The sequence below is a fragment of the Oceanicaulis sp. genome, assembly GCF_051859625.1.
Taxonomy (GTDB): domain Bacteria; phylum Pseudomonadota; class Alphaproteobacteria; order Caulobacterales; family Maricaulaceae; genus Oceanicaulis.
On the sequence record NZ_JBHYFH010000002.1, the window covers coordinates 109,767 to 126,019 of the forward strand.

Sequence of the window (16,253 nt, forward strand, 5' to 3'; positions counted from 1 at the left end):
TTGGCAGGGGGAGCTGTGGCATGACGCCCAGTGACGGTGAACTGATAGCGATGGTGATCGCGGGCAAGGACCAGAGGGCGTTCTCCTCTCTGGTCACCCGTCACCAGTCTGCTGTGCGCGCCGTGCTGATGCGGTTATGCCGCAACGCCGCCCTGGCCGATGATCTGGCGCAGGAGACGTTCATCAAGGCCTATAACAAGATCTCCGCCTATACGGGCGCAGGATCGTTCAAGGCCTGGCTGTGCCGGATCGCCTACACGGAATTCCTGATGAGCGCGCGCAAGCGCAAGGCGATCGACAAGACGATGGAAAAGCTCAAGGCCCAACCCATGGAGACCCACCAGGCGCCCTCTGATGGCGGCGCGCGGGTGGATCTCGACCGGGCGCTCGCCACGCTGGGCGAGGAAGAGCGGGTCTGTGTCGTATTATGTTACGCGTCGGGATTGTCGCATTCTGACGCAGCGGAGGTCACAGGCCTTCCGCTGGGCACGGTGAAGAGCCATGTCAATCGCGGCAAGGGTAAGTTGAAAGCCTGGTTCGAGCGCAAGGAGGCGGCGGCATGACGGACGAACATGATCATCTGAACGACGATGCCTTTGATGCGGACCTGTCGGCGATGTTCGCCGAGGTGGCGCCGCCGCAGGACGATCCGGTCTTTGTGGAGCATGTCACAAAGAGGCTCAACAGCCCTGACCGCGTGCGCTTTCTGGCGCTGGGCGGCGCCGGGGCGACGGGCTCGGCGGTCGCCGGCAGCCAGCTTGAGAACCTTGTGGGGCTGATCCCGGCTGACCAGGTGCATGGCGTGATGGGGCAAGCGCTCGGCTTTTTCGGACCCGAGGCCATTGTCACGGCGCTATTCGGCATCATGGCGCTGGGCTTCGCCTGGGTGTTGCCCGGCGTGCGCAGCTATATCTGAGGCGCACACGACAGGGTGAAGACGCACCGCTTGTGCGCCTGCGAAAGCGCGATAGTCTGCCGGGCTCTGATTGCTAGGGAGTCCCGCCATGTCCGCTCAAACCCAGGCGCCGATCAAGCGGCTCACCCCGCCCGACATTCGCGCCCGCAAGGGCGCTGAGCCCATTGTCTCCCTGACCGCCTATGACGCGCCGATGGCCGCAGTGATGGATCCGCACACGGATTTGATTCTGGTGGGCGATTCGGTGGGCATGGTGGTCCATGGTCTGCCCAACACCATTTCGGTGACGCTGGAGATGATGATCCTGCACGGTCAGGCGGTGATGCGCGGCTCCAAACAGGCGCTGGTCGTCGTGGACATGCCGTTCGGCAGCTATGAGCAGTCCAAGGAACAGGCCTTCGCCAATTGCGTGCGCGTCTTGCAAGAGACAGGCGCCGGCGCCGTCAAGCTCGAAACCAGCGTGCAGATGGCGGAAACCGTGCGGTATCTGGTGGATCGGGCCGTTCCGGTGGTGGCTCATGTGGGGCTGCGGCCCCAGGCGGCGCTGGCGGATGGCGGGTTCAAGGCGAAGGGCCGGGATGACGACAGCCGCGCCAAGGTGCTGGCTGAAGCGCGCGCGATGGACGAGGCGGGCGCCTTCGCCATGGTGGTGGAGGGCGTCGCCGAGGATGTGGCGCGTGAGGTGACGCAGATGGTGTCTGTCCCCACCATCGGCATCGGCGCCTCTTCAGCGTGCGACGGCCAGGTGCTGGTGATGCAGGACATGCTGGGCCTGTTCGATTGGACGCCGAAATTCGTCAAGAAATACTGCAGCTTGAGAGAGTTGGCGGACGCTGCGTTTGAAGCGTACGCGTCGGATGTGCGTAGCCGCTCCTTTCCGGGCGAGGAACATGTCTACAGCGCCAAGAAGCGTTGATACCGCAAGCACGTATTGCCCGCCGCGATGCACGCGGCTAGGGTCCGCCGCACAGAGATTTTAAACAAGTGGAGCGCCCCGGTGGTCGACGTTTTCGACGAAGTTGAAGAAGAGCTGCGCCAGGAACGGTACAAAGCCCTTCTCAAGAAATGGGGCCCGTGGGTTGGCGGCGGAGTCGCCGCGATCGTGCTGGGCGTGGGGACGTATCAATTTATTGAATGGTCGACCAAGCAGCGCGCTGACAGCGCCTCTGACGCCTTCCAGGCGGCGGCTGAGCTGTATGAAGCCGGCAATGTGATGCAGGCCGACAGTCAGTTCCAGGCGCTCGCTGAGTCTGCGCCGCGCGGTTATGAAACCCTGGCGCTGATGCGTCGTGGCGACATCGCGCTCTCCCAGGGTAATCGTGAAGAGGCGGCGCGCCTGTTCAATCAGGCGGGCGAGATCAGTCCTGAGCCGATGATCCGCGATCTGGCCCGCTATCAGGCGGCGCTCGCCCAGTTTGACGCTCTGTCTTATGACGACCTCGCCAACCGGCTCGAGCCGCTGACGGAAGGCGCCGCGCCGGTGGGGCTGCTGGCGCGTGAGCTGATGGCCGCCGCCGCCCTGCGCGACGAGCGCTGGGATGAGGCGCGTCAGCGCTATCAACTTCTGTCCATTGCGCTCGATATGCCTGAAGGCATGAGCCAGCGCGTGGTGGAGGCGCAGTCCTATCTCAATCAGCGCGCGCCTGTCGCTGCGCCCGCACAGATGACCGAGCAAACCGTGGCCGAGCCGGCTGCGGACGTTCAAGAGCCGGCGCAAGCCCCGGCCGAGACTGCGGGTCAGACCGCCGAGCAAGAGGAGGACGGGCAGTGACCCTGTCTCGCACCCTGCCGCTTTACGCCCTGATGGCCGCCAGCCTTGTGCTGACCGGTTGCGGGGCTGGCGAACGTCTGAGCAATCTGAACCCGTTTCAGGGCGAAGAGACCGATGACCCCAATGCGCCGCCGGAGACCGAACGCCGGTCCGTGCTGGAGCTGGGCGACACGCTGCGTGTGGATGAGGCGGGCGTCGTCACTCTGCCGCGCGCCTATGTGAATACGGCCTGGCCCCAGGCGGACGGGTATCCGACCCACGCCATGCAGCACACCCAGGCCAGTGGCGATCTCAACATTGTCTGGCGCGCGCGCATCGGCGCCGGCTCCAGCCGCAACGCCCGCATCAACGCTCGCCCGGTCGTGTCGGACGGCGTGACCTATGTCATCGACGCCAGCGGTCGCATCTCGGCGCTGAATCTGTCTGACGGGGAAGAGATCTGGCGCACGCGCCTGGACGATCCCAGCCTGCATGAAGCGCAAGGCGACGGCTTCCTGCCCTTCTTCCGGGGCGGTGATCAGGTTCTGACCTTTGGCGGCGGCCTGTCTTTTGACAGCGGTCGAGTTTACGCGCATTCCGGCGGCGGGTTCTTTGTGGCGCTGGACGCTGCGACGGGCGACGAAATCTGGCGCGCCCATTCGCTGACCCCGTTCCATTCCTCGCCCACCGTGGCGGATGGCCGGGTGTTCGTGTCGACCGATGACAATGAATTGCTGGCTCTGGATGCGAGCACGGGCGACGTGTTGTGGACGCACCGCTCCATCGCCGAAACCGCGCGCATCCTGACTTCGCCGAGCCCGGCTGTATTGGGTGAAGTGGTCATCGCGCCTTATTCTTCGGGCGAGCTTGTGGCGCTTCGGGCGCAGAACGGCACCGTGCTGTGGTCAGATTCCCTGACCCGTGCGGGTGGTCTGACCCCGCTCTCCACCATTAACGACATCGCTGCGAGCCCGGTCATTCTGGGCGATGCGGTTTACGCCATGAGCCATTCAGGCTCGATGGCGGCGTTCGACATTCGCAGCGGCGAGCGCATCTGGGAACAACCGGCGGGGGGGCTGAATGCACCGACCATCGCGGGTGATTATCTGTTCCTGAGCACCGTCAACGCCGAGCTGGTCGCGATTGATCGCAATACCGGCGCTGTACGCTGGCTGACCCAGCTGCAGCAGTTCCGCAATGAGCGCAAACGCAAGCATCGCGTTTCCTGGGCGGGGCCGATTCTGGCGGGCGATCGCCTTGTGGTGGCGTCGTCTGAGGGGGATTTGCGGTTCTATGATCCGGCCACCGGCGAACAGATGGGTGATCGCGATCTGGGAGATTCGGTTTACATTGCGCCTGTGATCGCAGATGAAACGGTGCTCGTGCTGACCGATGAAGGCCGCCTGATCGCTTTACGCTGATTTCAGGGGGCTCTGGAGCCATTCTTTGAAATCGACCCTGCCTGCCCTCGCCATTGTGGGACGGCCCAATGTGGGCAAGTCCACGCTGTTTAATCGTCTCGCCGGCAAACCGCTGGCGATCGTGGACGATCGTCCGGGCGTAACGCGCGACCGGCGCGAAGCGCGTGGCCGTATCGGCGACCTCGAACTGCGTCTTGTGGACACCGCCGGCTATGAAGACAACAAGGCCGGCATCGAGGCGCGCATGCGCGCCCAGACCGAAGCCGCCCTTGATGAAGCCGATGTCTGCATCTTCCTGATCGATGGACGCGAAGGCGTCACGGCCATGGATGAGCGCTTTGCTGATATCCTGCGCCGTCACCACATCCCGGTCATCCTCGCCGTCAACAAATGTGAAGGCTCCAAGGGCGAATACGGCGCCATGGAAGCGTGGAAGCTGGGCATGGAAGAGCCTGTGCCCATTTCCGCCGCGCATGGCGAAGGCATGGGCGACCTGTATTCGCGGCTGACCGGCGCGCTCAAGCAGGTGCGCGCGCGCATCCGCTCGGAACTGGAAGCGCAGGGCCTGACGGGTGAAGAGGATGAAGAGGGCGCGCCCCTGCGTCTGGCCGTCGCCGGCCGTCCGAATGTGGGCAAATCCACCCTCATCAACGCCCTGATCGGTGAAGACCGTCTCATCACCGGCCCTGAAGCCGGGCTGACCCGTGACGCTATCGCGGTGCAATGGGAATGGGATGGCCGCCGCGTGCGCCTGCACGATACGGCGGGCTTGCGAAAACGCGGCAAGGTGGATGACCGGCTGGAGCGGATGAGCGCGGCGGACACGCTGCGCGCCATCAAGTTCGCCGAGATCGTCTTGCTGCTGGTGGACGCCGAGCGCCCGTTCGAGAAACAGGACCTGACCATCGCCGACAAGGTGGTGACGGAGGGCCGGGGCCTGATCGTTTTGATCACCAAATGGGATATGATCAAGGACAAGCAGGCCAAGCTGGTTGAATTGCGCGAAGAGTTCGAACGTCTTCTGCCGCAAATCAAGGGCGCGCCGCTGATCCCGATCTCCTCGATTTCAGGCCGCGGCCTCGACAAGATCATGCCGGCCGTTTCCGAGCTGCACAAGAACTGGGACGTGAAGGTGAAAACCCGCGATCTCAATGACTGGCTCGCCGAAATGGTCCAGCGTCACCCGCCGCCCGCCGTGGACGGCCGCCGGGTCAAGCCGCGTTATCTGAGCCAGACCAAGGCGCGACCGCCGACCTTCGTTCTGATGGCCAGCCGGGCGTCTCAATTGCCTGACAGCTATAAGCGCTATCTGATGAACGGCCTGCGCGAGGCGTTTGATCTGCCGGGCGTGCCGATCCGCCTGATCGTGAAGGGGCAGAAAAACCCCTACGCCAAGGACAAATAAAAAAGGCGGCCTCCGGGCCGCCTTTTTCGTATCTGTGACAAGGCGTGTGAGGCTAGCCCTGCGCGTTTATGATCTCGCCATTGCGCGTCTCGGTCGGCAGGCACAGCTCCACGACCTTGGGCGCGATCTCTTCGGGCGTCGGCAGGGTTTCGGGATTTTCGCCGGGCGCCGCCTTGGCGCGCATGCGGGTCCGCGTCGCGCCGGGATTGAGCAGGTTTGCGCGCAGCGGCGTATCAGTCAGCTCGATCGCCCAGGATTGCACCAGATTGTCGAGCCCGGCCTTGGAGGCGCCATAGGCGGCCCAATAGGCCTTGGCGCGGCGGCTGCCGACGCCGGAGGTCATGAACACGGCCCGGCCTGCGTCAGAGGCTTTCAGAAGCCCCTCAAAGGCCCGGATCATGCGCGCCGGGGCGATCAGATTTGTCGCCAGCACCTCGTTCCACACCTTGGACGGGATTTGCGCGGCGGGGGTCAACGTGCCCAGAACGCCGGCGTTCGCCACCATGATGTCGAGTTTCTTCCAGCGGCCTGCGACCGCTTCGGCCAGCTTTTCGATGCCGTCCGCCGAATTGAGGTCAAGCGGGACCAGGGTGGCCTTGCCGCCCATCGCCTTGATCGCGTCATCGAGTTCTTCAAGGCCGGCCTGGGTGCGGGCGGTGGCGATGATTTCAGCGCCGGCCTCTGCCAGTTTCAAAGCGATGGCGTAGCCCAGCCCCCGTGAGGCGCCGGTCACCAGCGCCACACGGCCTGCAAGCGGTTTTGTATCGGTCATGCGTCAACCAGAAGCGAGAGTTGTTCATCCTTGGAGGACGCAGCGCGATTATGGTCCACAAGGCGGGTGGGGTAATCCCCGGTGAAATAATGGTCAGCCAGCTGGGGGCTTTCAGGATTGCGCGCTTCGCCGTGAATGGCCCAGTAGAGCCCTTCGACCGAGAGGAAGCCCAGGGAATCGCATTCCAGCATCTCGATCATCTTGTCGGGCTCATGGCTGGCCGCCATCAGCTCTTCGCGCATCGGCATGTCGATGCCGTAAAAATCGGGATGGGTGATCGGCGGGCAGGCTGAGCGGAAATGCACTTCCGTCGCGCCGGCTTCGCGCACCATGCGCACGATCTTTTTCGACGTGGTGCCGCGCACGATGGAATCGTCCACCAGAAGCACTTTCTTGCCGCGCAGGACGGAGGCGTTGGCGGAGTGCTTGCGCCGCACGCCCAGATCGCGCTTGGCCTGGGTGGGCTGGATGAAGGTTCGTCCGGCGAAGTGCGCGCGGATGATCCCCAGATCAAAGGGTTTGCCGATCTCGTTTGAGAAACCCAAAGCCGCCGCCATGCCCGAATCGGGCACGGGCACCACCACATCGATGTCGGCGGGGCATTCCTGGGCCAGGCGGATGCCCATGCGCTTGCGCGCTTCATAGACCGAAATGCCGTCGATCACGGAATCAGGACGCGCGAAATAGATGTATTCGAACGCGCAGGTTTTCGCGGGGCGGGCGGGTGCGTAACGCCGGGTTTCGAGCCCCTCGTCAGAGACGATCACCACTTCACCCGGCTCGATATCGCGAATATAGCGCGCGCCGATCATGTCCAGAGCGCAGGTCTCGGAGGCGAAGATCGTCGCGCCGTCCAGAACGCCCATCACCAGCGGACGAATGCCCAGCGGGTCACGCGCGCCGATCAGCAGATCATTGGTCATCGCCACGAGAGCGAAGGCGCCTTCGATCTGGGTGAAGGCGGAAATCAGACGCTCGACCGAGTCAGGTTGTTTGGAGCGCGCGGCGAGCTGCAGGATGACTTCGGAGTCCGAGGTGGACTGGAAGATGGCGCCGCCGGCGACCAGTTCTTCGCGCAGCATGCGGGCGTTTGTCAGATTGCCGTTGTGCGCCAGCGCGATGCCGCCGCCACGCACATCGGCATAAAGCGGCTGCACATTGCGCATGCTGGAGCCGCCGGAGGTGGAATAGCGCACATGGCCGATCGCCATGTCGCCGGTCAGGCGCTCGAGCCGCTTGGGTTCGGTGAAATGCTCGCCCACCAGCCCCAGATGGCGCTCGGTGGTGAAGCGGCCTTTTTCACGGTCATAGCTGGTGATGCCGCACGCTTCCTGCCCGCGATGCTGCAGGGCGTGAAGGCCGAACGCGGCCAGGACCGACGCATCGGCCACGCGACGCACGCCGAACACGCCGCATTCTTCCTGCGGCCGGTCGGTGGCGGGATCATAGGTCAGGCTGGGAAAGCTCATCCGTCCTCGTCCTCGTTTGTGCGCTCGATAAGCCGACCGATGGGGTCTTCGTCAACGCTCTCTTGCGGTTGGTCTGCAGCCTTCTTGGCGTTGACCCAGCTGGATTCAGGGGCAAGCGACTGCAAAAGATTGGCGCTGGCCTCGGCCAGCGGATAGACGCGAGAGCCCGTCAGCCAGTTGGGCGTGGCGCCGGGCAGGGTGTTCTTGAACACCAGAACCAGAAGGCCCAGCAGCACCAGTCCGCGCGCCAGGCCGAACACGAATCCCAGAGCCCGGTCCAGAACCGGCACGTCCTCGCCCTGTTTGACGTTATGGGTCAACGGCCCGGTCACGAAGCTGACCGCCAGATAGACCAGCAAGAACACAACGCCCATTGATATCAGGTTTGCGAAGAGCGCCGATCCGATCACGGACTGGGTCAGGGGCGCGAAGACGGGCCGGGTCCACAGTGCGGCCAGGGCGGCGGCCACCAGCGCTGTCACCGTCAGCGCTTCGCGGACAAAGCCGCGCATCAGCGCCATGATTCCAGACGCAAACAGGATGACGAGGGCGAAGAGGTCAAATCCGGCGAGTGCTGCGTTCATCTTGTCCCTCTCTCTCGCGCCTAGACGGCGTCCTGGCCCAATCGGCGCACCAGCGCCTGAACAGTGGAAACGCTGTCCACCTTCACGCCCGCGCCTTCAACGCCTTCGGGGGCGAGGGCGCGGTTGAACCCCAATTTTGCGGCTTCTTTCAGGCGGGCATCCGCGCGGCCGACCGGGCGCACGTCGCCTGACAGGGAAATCTCGCCAAACGCCACGCCCTCTTTGGGCAGGGGAGTATCCAGGAACGAAGAGATCAAGGCTGCAGCCACCGCCAAATCTGCGGCGGGTTCGTTGATCTTCAACCCGCCTGCGACGTTCAAATAAACGTCACGCCCGCCGAATCCAAGGCCGCATCTCGCCTCAAGCACCGCCAGCACCATGGCGAGGCGTCCTGAATCCCACCCCACAACCGCACGTCGTGGCGTGCCAAACGCCGCCGGGGCCACAAGCGCCTGAATTTCCGTCAGAACCGGGCGCGTGCCTTCCATGCCGGCGAAAACGGCGGCGCCGGAGGCGGCTTCACCGCGTCCATCAAGAAAAAGTGCGGACGGGTTCGCCACTTCCTGCAAACCGGCGTCCACCATCTCGAACACGCCGATTTCATCGGTCGGGCCGAACCGGTTCTTCACCGCGCGCAGGATGCGGAACTGGTGGCTGCGCTCGCCTTCAAAATAGAGCACCGCATCCACCATATGCTCGACCACGCGGGGACCGGCGATCTGACCGTCCTTGGTGACGTGACCGACCAGAATGATGATGGTGTTCTTCTTCTTGGCGAACCGGACCAGCTCCTGCGCGCAGGCGCGCACCTGCGCCACCGTGCCCGGCGCGGCGGCCAGTTGATCCGACCACAGGGTCTGCACGGAATCGATGACGGCGATGTCCGGCGTTTCTTTTTTCAGCCCGTCGAGAATGACCTCAAGACTGGTCTCCGCCGCCAGCGCCACCGGCGCGTCAGCCAGCCCAAGACGTCTGGCGCGGCGGCGCACCTGATCGGCGGCTTCCTCGCCGGAGATGTAAACCGCTTTCGCGCCCGCCTTGGCCAGAAGGGCGACCGCTTGCAACAGGAGCGTGGACTTGCCGATCCCCGGATCGCCGCCCACCAGCACAGCCGAGCCGGGCACCAGCCCGCCGCCCGCCACGCGGTCCAGCTCGCGCAATCCGGTTTCAAAGCGCTTGGGGTCTTCTGTGGCGCTGCCCAGATCCACCAGCTCCAGCCGCGAACGGCGAGTGGAGCGGCTGGGCGCCTTGGCGCTGGAGCCTAAAGGCGCGCTGGCGCCGCTTTCTTCAACCAGCGTGTTCCAGGACCCGCAGGCATCACACCGCCCCGCCCATTTGGCGTGAACCCCGCCACAGGACTGGCAGACATAGACGGTGTCGGAACGGGCCATGAAGGCTCCTTACGGAAGGCGTGGACGGACTATAGCGCAAAGCGCCTGATTCGGCTGGCGCCGGAACAGGCGCGGACGATCACTCTTCCGAGCTTTCGCCCCGCACAAACCGGCACACCTCGTCATGGGCGCAGGTCTCAACGCCCTCAAGCGTGCCGCGCCACAGGATCTGGCCGTCTTTGACCATGGCCACGTCATCGGCGATATGCCGCATGGAGGTCATGTCGTGGGTGATCGAGACCGCCGTGGCGCCGAGATTTTTCACCTGCCGCACGATCAGCTTGTTGATGACGTCCGCGGTCACGGGATCAAGACCCGTGGTGGGCTCGTCAAAAAACAGGATTTTCGGCCGCGCGACGATGGCGCGGGCCAGCGCCGCGCGCTTCAGCATGCCGCCGGACAGCGAGCCGGGCCGCTGATCGGCCACATGGGCGTCCAGATCCACCTGTTCCAGCGCCTCGATGGCGCGGGTGCGCGCTTCATCGGCGTCCACATGCTCGGCATGCAGCAGACGGAAGGCGACGTTCTTCCACACGGGCAGGGAGTCAAACAGGGCGCCGGACTGAAACAGCATGCCGATCTGGGCGACGCCGGGATCGTCTTCATGGCCGGCCCGCACGGCGACGCCGTCAATCTCGACCGTGCCTGATAGAGGACGGATCAGCCCCAGGGCTGTCTTGATGGTGACGGACTTGCCCGTACCAGAGCCGCCGATGATCACCAGCGACCGGCCTTCATAAGCCTCGAGATTGAGGTCTTTGAGCACCGGCTTACGGCCGTCAAAGCCCACCGTGATGTTCTTCCAGGCGATTTTAACGCGCTCGGTCATGACGATCACACAAACAGGGAGGTGAGCAGATAATTGGCGGCGAAGATCAGCACCGCCGCGGCGACGACGGCGTTGGTGGCGGCCCGGCCCACCCCTTGGGCGCCGCCCTGGGCGTAATAGCCATGATAACAGCCCATCAAGGTGAGGATGAAGCCGAACACCGCGGCCTTGATCAGGCCGGAGATGATGTCCCAGTTCTCCAGGAAGTCCCAGGTGTTGCGCACATAGATGGTGGGGTTGAAATCAAGCGAATGCACGCTGACCAGATAGCCGCCGTAAATGCCGATGATGTCCGCCGTCGCAACCAGGATGGGCAGCACCAGAACCCCCGCCAGCACGCGTGGCGCGATCAGATAGCGCATGGGGTCTGTGGCCAGGGTGTGCAGCGCGTCGATCTGTTCGGTGGCGCGCATGGCGCCGATTTCAGCCGCGATGCCCGATGACACCCGGCCCGCCAGCATCAGGGAGGCGATGACCGGGCCCAGCTCGCGCACAATGCCCATGGCGACGATATTGGGCACGAAGCTTTCCGCGTTAAAGCGCGTGCCGCCCGTATAGATGTTGAGCGCCAGAGCGGCGCCGGTGAACAGCGCCGTCAGCCCGACGACCGGCAGGGAGAGAAAGCCGATCTTGATGATCTGCTGGACCAGCTGACCGCCGAAATAGGGCGGGCGGACCATGGCCGCCAGCGCATGACCGGCGAACAGGGCGACAGCGCCGGCTGAGCGCAACAGCGCGAGCAGGCCGGCTCCGATGGCGCGAAACGGGTTCATGGCGCTCCCTTGTAAATACGCTCGGCCCGGGCGCCGAGCCCGGTCAGGATTTCATAGGGCAAAGTGCCGTCCAGCGCCGCCGCCTGATACAGGTCCGGCCCGAAAAACTCAGGCACGGCGCCCTCGGCGATGTCGGCTTCCAGGCCTGTGACGTCGATCATGGTCAGATCCATGCTGAGCCGTCCCACAATGGGGGCGCGCAATCCGTTGATGCGCGCGCATCCTGACCCCGACAACGCGCGGGGCAAGCCGTCGGCGTAGCCTGCGGCCACTGTGGCGATCAGGCGTTGCGAATGCGCCACATAGGTTGCGCCATAGCCCACCGTATCGCCAGCGTCGATTTCGCGGAGCTGCAGGATCGGCGTCTGCAAGGTCACCACAGGGTCAAACGGGTTGTCAGCGTTCAGATCCGCCGTAGCGCCATAGAGCCCGATGCCGGGCCGGGTCAGATCGAAATGATAGCGTTCGTCCAGCAACACGCCGCCGGTATTGGCCAGGCTCAGCCGGGTGTCGGGCAGGGCGTTGGTCAGCGCCGTAAAGCGCTCCAGCTGGCGAATGTTCTGGGCCGACGTCGTCTCTTCGGAACAGGCGAGATGGCTCATCACCAGTGAGACGTCGAGCGTCTGCAACGCCGTCAGCAAGCCGCTGATATCGCCTGCGCCATAGCCAAGCCGCGCCATCCCGGTGTCGATATGGACCGCGCACGGCCCCACAGGGGCAGCGCGGAACTGTGCGGTTTCACCGGGCTGGTTCAGCACGGCGCCCAGACGATGTTTGGCGTAGAGCGGACGGTTCTCGGCGCGATAGCCGGAGAACACCCAGATGTCCGGCCCTGCATCGCCCAGGGCTTCACGCACTTCGACGCCTTCTTCCACGGTGGCGACAAAGAAGGTCCGCGCGCCGTCTTTCATCAGCCGTCGCGCCACAGGCCCGGCGCCCAGTCCATAGGCGTTCGCCTTGACCACAGCGCTGGTCTCGGCGTTCGGGCTGAGCTTCTGCAGGGCTTTGAAATTGCGCGACACCGCGTCCAGATCAACGATCAGGCGCGCACGGGTATTGTCAGGCGAAGGCGTAGCGAGAACAGACATCTGACGCTCTATGTGGCTGCGCTCGCGCCTGGGAGCAAGCGTTGGGGCGCAGCGCCCCAGGCTTACTCGTGATCCTGGCGCCCTGAATAATCGAGATCGGAGAATTTCGTGCGGTCGGGGTCGAACGCCACTTTGACCGAGCCGATCGGGCCGTGACGCTGTTTGCCGATGATCACATCCGCCTGGTTGCGGATCTCGCGCATCTCGTCTTCCCAGGCCAGATGCTGTTCGGTGCCTTCCTTGGGCTCGAGACGTTCGAGATAATAACTCTCGCGGTATACAAACAGCACCACGTCGGCGTCCTGCTCGATCGAGCCTGATTCACGCAGGTCGGAGAGCTGGGGCTTCTTGTCCTCGCGCTGCTCCACCTGACGGCTCAGCTGTGAGAGGGCGATGACGGGCACGGACAGTTCCTTCGCCAGCGCTTTGAGGGCCTGGGTGACTTCCGAGATTTCCTGCACCCGGTTCTCGCCCGAGCTTTTCGAGCCGGTGACCAGCTGCAGATAGTCCACCACCACCATATCAAGCCCGACGGTCCGCTTCAGGCGCCGGCAACGCGCCATCAGCGAGCCGATGGGCAGGCCGCCCGTATCGTCGATGTAAAGCGGAATGCCGGCGATCTCGTGCACGCCGTCGCGAATGTCTTCAAACTGGGCGGCGTCGATCTTGCCCTGACGGATCAGATAGCCAGAGATGCCGGTATAGTCGGCCACCAGACGGGTGGCGAGCTGATCAGACGACATCTCCAGCGAGAAGAAGGCGACGATGCCGCCATTGGTGGTCTTGCGTGTGCCGTCGGGCTGTTCTTCCGCCTGATAATTGCGCGCCACCGAGAAGGCGATATTGGTCGCCAGCGCGGTTTTACCCATGGACGGACGCCCGGCAAGGATGATCAGGTCGGACGGGTGCAGTCCTCCCATCTTGGCGTCGATGGATTTCAGGCCTGACGAAATGCCCGACAGGCCGCCGCCGCGTTTATAGGCCGCCGAGGCGATTTCCAGCGATTTGTGAACCGCCAGATGAAACGGTTCGAGCGCCTTGGACGTGCCGCCCTGTTCAGCCAGGGCGAACAGGCGGCGCTCGGCGCCTTGCAGAATGTCTTCCGCGCTGTCGTCGGGTTCGGGCGCATTGGCGGCGTGGGAGACTTCATCGCCAAAGCGGATCAGCTCGCGCCGCATGGCCAGATCGTAGATCAGCCGGCCATATTCGCCCGCAGAGGCGGGTTCGGGCGCTTCGCGCATCAGATCGGCGAGATAGACCGCGCCGCCCACTTCCTTCATGCCCGGATCGCGTTCGAACCGGGTTTTCAGCACCACGGCGTCCGCCAGCGCGCCGGAAATGATCAGCTGGCTCGCCGCTTCATAGATGCGGCCATGCAAAGGATCATAGAAATGATCAGGCTTCAGCCAGTCGCCGACGCGGTGATACACCTCGTTGTCAAACAACAAGGCGCCCAGAAGGGCTTGTTCCGCCTCGATATTGTGAGGCGGGGCGTTGCTTTCCAACGGAGCGGGAGTGTGGTCATAGGATTCTGCGGTCATGGTCTGCAATCCTTAACCCGGATCGGTCGTGCAATACACGTCTTGACGTTTTCCAGAGATGTTTTCCAGTCCTCCACAGCCTGTTGTGGACAAGTGCGAAAGGCGCACGCATCCAATGGCCAAGCCTGTGGACAGCCTGAGACTGGCGAAATGCTGCGAAAAAATTCAGCTGTCGATGAACCCAAGTCTCCCGCGTATGCACTTATGTCCTGAACGAAAGGACAGGGCATGAGCCAGGATCTTGAACGCGCACTGGACGGCTATCTCGCCGCGTCCGCCCGCGCCGGCGACCGCCGGGCGCTGAGCGCGCTTGCGGGGCGCTGGACGCCGCGCTTGTCCGCTTTCGCCTGGCGCTTGATGGGCGATGCGGACGGGGTGGAAGAGGCGGTGCAGGATTCCTGGGTGGAAATCTTGAAGGATCTGCCGCGCCTGCGCGATCCGGACGCGTTTCCCGCCTTCGCCTTTCGCATTGTCCAGCGCCGTTGTGCGCGCCTGATCCGTCAGCGCCAGTCCGGTCGACGGCTGAAAGCACAGGCGGAAGTCGAACCGCCGCCTGAAGCGCAAGATCAGGACCGGGCGCTGGACGCCGGGCGTATCCGGCGCGCCATGACCCAGCTGCCGCCCGATCAGCATGCGGCGCTGTGGCTCTACCACATCCAGGGTTTGAACGTGGCGGAGATCGCCGCCGCGCTCGACGTCCCGACGGGCACGGTCAAGACCCGTCTCATGCATGCGCGGCGCAAGATCGCCGCGCAATTCCAAGGAGGATCCGATGAGTGATCTCGACCGCATGATTGAAGACAGCCTGCGAGAGGCTGACGGCCAGTCTCCCCAGCTTGATCTCGAGCCGGGCTATTTTGCACAGGCGCTCAGCCTGTTTTCAGGCCGCACCGCCTGGGTTCACTGGACGATCATGATCGCTCAGTCCCTGATGTTCATCGGCGGTGTGGTCTGCGCGGTGAAGTTCTATCAGGCCGACGCCGTGATGGAGGCGTTGCACTGGGGGCTGCCTGCGGGTGTGCTGCTGATCTTCGCGGCCATCTTCAAGAATGCGCTCGGTCCCCGGATGGAGACCAATCGTCTGCTCATGGAGATCCGGCGCGTTGAATTGCGCGTTGAACGGATGCGGGCCGAACGCGGTTAGCGAGTCTCAAGGTGGAGGGCCATAAGATGGTTCTCCATCTCCACCCCGTTGGGACGCACGGTCTGGGTGCGCACCAGCGTCCAGCCGTGCTTTTCAAAGAATTTCCGCGCGATATGGCTGGCCTGAACGGTGAGGGTGGTGAGGTCCCGCTTGCGCGCTTCATCAAGGATCGCTGCGAGCAGCCGCGCGGCCAGCCCGTCGCCTTTGCGGTCGGGCCGTACATAGGCCATGTCGAGCTCGCCTTCTGGCGTCAGGGTGAAGAACCCCGCAAGCCCCTGATCATCCTCGGCGACCAGAATGATCTGGCCGGACAGGCGCTCGGCCATGAAAGCCGCGCTTTTGGGGGCGGGGGACCAGGCCTTGCGTTGCGCTTCGTCATAGGCGCCGACCGCGCCGGTGTGGACCGCGTCGTGCCAGAGACGGCCCAGGCCAGCCATGTCGCCGCAATGGGCGAGGCGGATGCGATTGCTCATACAAGGCTCCCCAAACGAAAACGGGCGGCTCTTGGTGAGAGCCGCCCGTCGTCAGATCAGAAGATCAAAACCCTTAGGCTTCGGTTTCTTCGGTCTCTTCGGCGTCCGCATCATTGGAGCCGTAATCGTCATCGTCGCCTTCGACGCCGGACTCTGCCAGTTCGACGGCCTGGGCTTCGGCCAGAGCGCGGTCTTCATCAGCGGCGGACGCGATCACGTCCTCGCCTTTGGCCTGACGCTCGGCTTCGTCCTCGGTGCGGGCGATGTTGATGGTGATCGTGGTGTCCACATCCGCGTGCAGAACCAGGCGCACTTCGTGCAGACCCAGCGTCTTGATCGCGGTGTTCAGGTCCACCATGCCGCGGGTGACGGCGAATTCCGGCGTGGAGGCTGCGTCGGCGATGTCACGGGTGGACACCGAGCCGTACAGCTGGCCGGATTCAGACGCCTGGCGGATCAGCACGAAGGTCGCGCCGTCCAGGTGAGAGCCTTCCTGGCGGGCCTTGGCGGCGCGCTCGGCGTTCAGCTTCTCGATCGCTTCGCGCTCGCGCTCAAAGCGTTCCATGTTGGCGTTGGTGGCGCGCAGCGCTTTGGCTTGCGGCAGCAGGAAGTTACGGGCGTAACCCGGCTTCACGCTCACCACATCGCCGATGGCGCCGAGCTTTTCGACACGTTCAAGCAGAACAACTTGCATGGT

At 64.0% G+C, this 16,253-nt stretch carries 18 protein-coding genes; 8 read left to right on the forward strand and 10 right to left on the reverse strand.

Features of this window, described 5'->3' with window-relative positions:
* Window positions 1-20: 20 nt before the first annotated feature.
* The 6 genes from ACTIGF_RS10005 (at window position 21) to der (ending at window position 5,492) form a co-directional block, all read left to right on the forward strand.
* Complete coding sequence (locus ACTIGF_RS10005; protein ID WP_439636758.1) at window positions 21-563, forward strand: RNA polymerase sigma factor; 543 nt, start codon at window positions 21-23, stop codon at window positions 561-563.
* Window positions 560-916: a hypothetical protein gene (locus ACTIGF_RS10010; RefSeq protein ID WP_439636759.1), complete on the forward strand. Its 357-nt coding sequence runs from the start codon at window positions 560-562 to the stop codon at window positions 914-916. The genes ACTIGF_RS10005 and ACTIGF_RS10010 overlap by 4 nt, the downstream gene beginning before the upstream one ends.
* A gap of 88 nt (window positions 917-1,004) precedes the next feature.
* Window positions 1,005-1,832 carry a 3-methyl-2-oxobutanoate hydroxymethyltransferase gene (gene panB, locus ACTIGF_RS10015; protein WP_439636760.1) on the forward strand — a complete coding sequence of 276 codons (828 nt, stop codon included), beginning with the start codon at window positions 1,005-1,007 and terminating at the stop codon, window positions 1,830-1,832.
* Window positions 1,833-1,913: 81 nt separating this feature from the next.
* Entirely contained in the window at window positions 1,914-2,687 is a 774-nt protein-coding gene (locus ACTIGF_RS10020) for a tetratricopeptide repeat protein (RefSeq protein ID WP_439636761.1), read from the forward strand.
* Window positions 2,684-4,087, forward strand: coding sequence for an outer membrane protein assembly factor BamB family protein (locus ACTIGF_RS10025; protein ID WP_439636762.1), 1,404 nt, complete (start codon window positions 2,684-2,686; stop codon window positions 4,085-4,087). Before ACTIGF_RS10020 ends, ACTIGF_RS10025 begins: the two co-directional genes overlap by 4 nt.
* A gap of 25 nt (window positions 4,088-4,112) precedes the next feature.
* Window positions 4,113-5,492, forward strand: coding sequence for a ribosome biogenesis GTPase Der (der, locus tag ACTIGF_RS10030; protein WP_439636763.1), 1,380 nt, complete (start codon window positions 4,113-4,115; stop codon window positions 5,490-5,492).
* 52 nt (window positions 5,493-5,544) lie between these two features.
* On the opposite strand, the gene ACTIGF_RS10035 is transcribed toward der, so the two are convergent.
* The 8 genes from ACTIGF_RS10035 to ACTIGF_RS10070 all read right to left on the reverse strand — a co-directional run bounded on the left by ACTIGF_RS10035 (window position 5,545) and on the right by ACTIGF_RS10070 (window position 13,939).
* Entirely contained in the window at window positions 5,545-6,264 is a 720-nt protein-coding gene (locus ACTIGF_RS10035; RefSeq protein ID WP_439636764.1) for an SDR family NAD(P)-dependent oxidoreductase, read from the reverse strand.
* Window positions 6,261-7,733, reverse strand: coding sequence for an amidophosphoribosyltransferase (gene purF, locus ACTIGF_RS10040; RefSeq protein ID WP_439636765.1), 1,473 nt, complete (start codon window positions 7,731-7,733; stop codon window positions 6,261-6,263). The genes ACTIGF_RS10035 and purF overlap by 4 nt, the downstream gene beginning before the upstream one ends.
* Window positions 7,730-8,317 (reverse strand): CvpA family protein, encoded by a 588-nt coding sequence (locus tag ACTIGF_RS10045; protein WP_160091902.1) that lies wholly within the window; start codon window positions 8,315-8,317, stop codon window positions 7,730-7,732. The genes purF and ACTIGF_RS10045 overlap by 4 nt, the downstream gene beginning before the upstream one ends.
* A gap of 20 nt (window positions 8,318-8,337) precedes the next feature.
* Window positions 8,338-9,708: a DNA repair protein RadA gene (radA, locus tag ACTIGF_RS10050; RefSeq protein ID WP_439636766.1), complete on the reverse strand. Its 1,371-nt coding sequence runs from the start codon at window positions 9,706-9,708 to the stop codon at window positions 8,338-8,340.
* Between the two features lie 79 nt (window positions 9,709-9,787).
* Complete coding sequence (locus ACTIGF_RS10055; protein WP_439636767.1) at window positions 9,788-10,537, reverse strand: ABC transporter ATP-binding protein; 750 nt, start codon at window positions 10,535-10,537, stop codon at window positions 9,788-9,790.
* 5 nt (window positions 10,538-10,542) lie between these two features.
* The gene (locus ACTIGF_RS10060) at window positions 10,543-11,310 is read right to left on the reverse strand and encodes an MlaE family ABC transporter permease (RefSeq protein ID WP_160091899.1); all 768 of its coding nucleotides are present in this window, start codon (window positions 11,308-11,310) and stop codon (window positions 10,543-10,545) included.
* Window positions 11,307-12,398 carry an alanine racemase gene (gene alr / locus ACTIGF_RS10065; RefSeq protein WP_439636768.1) on the reverse strand — a complete coding sequence of 364 codons (1,092 nt, stop codon included), beginning with the start codon at window positions 12,396-12,398 and terminating at the stop codon, window positions 11,307-11,309. Before alr ends, ACTIGF_RS10060 begins: the two co-directional genes overlap by 4 nt.
* Before the next feature lie 62 nt (window positions 12,399-12,460).
* Window positions 12,461-13,939, reverse strand: coding sequence for a replicative DNA helicase (locus ACTIGF_RS10070; RefSeq protein ID WP_160091897.1), 1,479 nt, complete (start codon window positions 13,937-13,939; stop codon window positions 12,461-12,463).
* 228 nt (window positions 13,940-14,167) lie between these two features.
* On the opposite strand from ACTIGF_RS10070, the gene ACTIGF_RS10075 reads away from it, so the two are divergent.
* Both ACTIGF_RS10075 and ACTIGF_RS10080 read left to right on the forward strand, forming a co-directional pair.
* Window positions 14,168-14,719, forward strand: a complete 552-nt coding sequence (locus tag ACTIGF_RS10075) for an RNA polymerase sigma factor (RefSeq protein WP_439636769.1) — start codon at window positions 14,168-14,170, stop codon at window positions 14,717-14,719.
* Window positions 14,712-15,083, forward strand: coding sequence for a DUF6768 family protein (locus ACTIGF_RS10080; RefSeq protein ID WP_439636770.1), 372 nt, complete (start codon window positions 14,712-14,714; stop codon window positions 15,081-15,083). The genes ACTIGF_RS10075 and ACTIGF_RS10080 overlap by 8 nt, the downstream gene beginning before the upstream one ends.
* Here ACTIGF_RS10080 and ACTIGF_RS10085 read toward each other — a convergent pair.
* Both ACTIGF_RS10085 and rplI read right to left on the reverse strand, forming a co-directional pair.
* Window positions 15,080-15,556 carry a GNAT family N-acetyltransferase gene (locus ACTIGF_RS10085; RefSeq protein ID WP_439636771.1) on the reverse strand — a complete coding sequence of 159 codons (477 nt, stop codon included), beginning with the start codon at window positions 15,554-15,556 and terminating at the stop codon, window positions 15,080-15,082. The genes ACTIGF_RS10080 and ACTIGF_RS10085 overlap by 4 nt on opposite strands.
* Before the next feature lie 73 nt (window positions 15,557-15,629).
* The gene (rplI, locus tag ACTIGF_RS10090; RefSeq protein ID WP_439636772.1) at window positions 15,630-16,250 is read right to left on the reverse strand and encodes a 50S ribosomal protein L9; all 621 of its coding nucleotides are present in this window, start codon (window positions 16,248-16,250) and stop codon (window positions 15,630-15,632) included.
* Window positions 16,251-16,253 lie beyond the last annotated feature (3 nt).

Coding starts and splice junctions, on each gene's coding strand:
- ACTIGF_RS10005 (WP_439636758.1), top strand. CDS start 21: ATGACGCCCAGTGACGGTGAACTGATAGCGATGGTGATCGCGGGCAAG.
- ACTIGF_RS10010 (WP_439636759.1), top strand. CDS start 560: ATGACGGACGAACATGATCATCTGAACGACGATGCCTTTGATGCGGAC.
- panB (WP_439636760.1), top strand. CDS start 1,005: ATGTCCGCTCAAACCCAGGCGCCGATCAAGCGGCTCACCCCGCCCGAC.
- ACTIGF_RS10035 (WP_439636764.1), bottom strand. CDS start 6,264: ATGACCGATACAAAACCGCTTGCAGGCCGTGTGGCGCTGGTGACCGGC.
- purF (WP_439636765.1), bottom strand. CDS start 7,733: ATGAGCTTTCCCAGCCTGACCTATGATCCCGCCACCGACCGGCCGCAG.
- ACTIGF_RS10045 (WP_160091902.1), bottom strand. CDS start 8,317: ATGAACGCAGCACTCGCCGGATTTGACCTCTTCGCCCTCGTCATCCTG.
- radA (WP_439636766.1), bottom strand. CDS start 9,708: ATGGCCCGTTCCGACACCGTCTATGTCTGCCAGTCCTGTGGCGGGGTT.
- ACTIGF_RS10055 (WP_439636767.1), bottom strand. CDS start 10,537: ATGACCGAGCGCGTTAAAATCGCCTGGAAGAACATCACGGTGGGCTTT.
- ACTIGF_RS10060 (WP_160091899.1), bottom strand. CDS start 11,310: ATGAACCCGTTTCGCGCCATCGGAGCCGGCCTGCTCGCGCTGTTGCGC.
- alr (WP_439636768.1), bottom strand. CDS start 12,398: ATGTCTGTTCTCGCTACGCCTTCGCCTGACAATACCCGTGCGCGCCTG.
- ACTIGF_RS10070 (WP_160091897.1), bottom strand. CDS start 13,939: ATGACCGCAGAATCCTATGACCACACTCCCGCTCCGTTGGAAAGCAAC.
- ACTIGF_RS10075 (WP_439636769.1), top strand. CDS start 14,168: ATGAGCCAGGATCTTGAACGCGCACTGGACGGCTATCTCGCCGCGTCC.
- ACTIGF_RS10080 (WP_439636770.1), top strand. CDS start 14,712: ATGAGTGATCTCGACCGCATGATTGAAGACAGCCTGCGAGAGGCTGAC.
- ACTIGF_RS10085 (WP_439636771.1), bottom strand. CDS start 15,556: ATGAGCAATCGCATCCGCCTCGCCCATTGCGGCGACATGGCTGGCCTG.
- rplI (WP_439636772.1), bottom strand. CDS start 16,250: ATGCAAGTTGTTCTGCTTGAACGTGTCGAAAAGCTCGGCGCCATCGGC.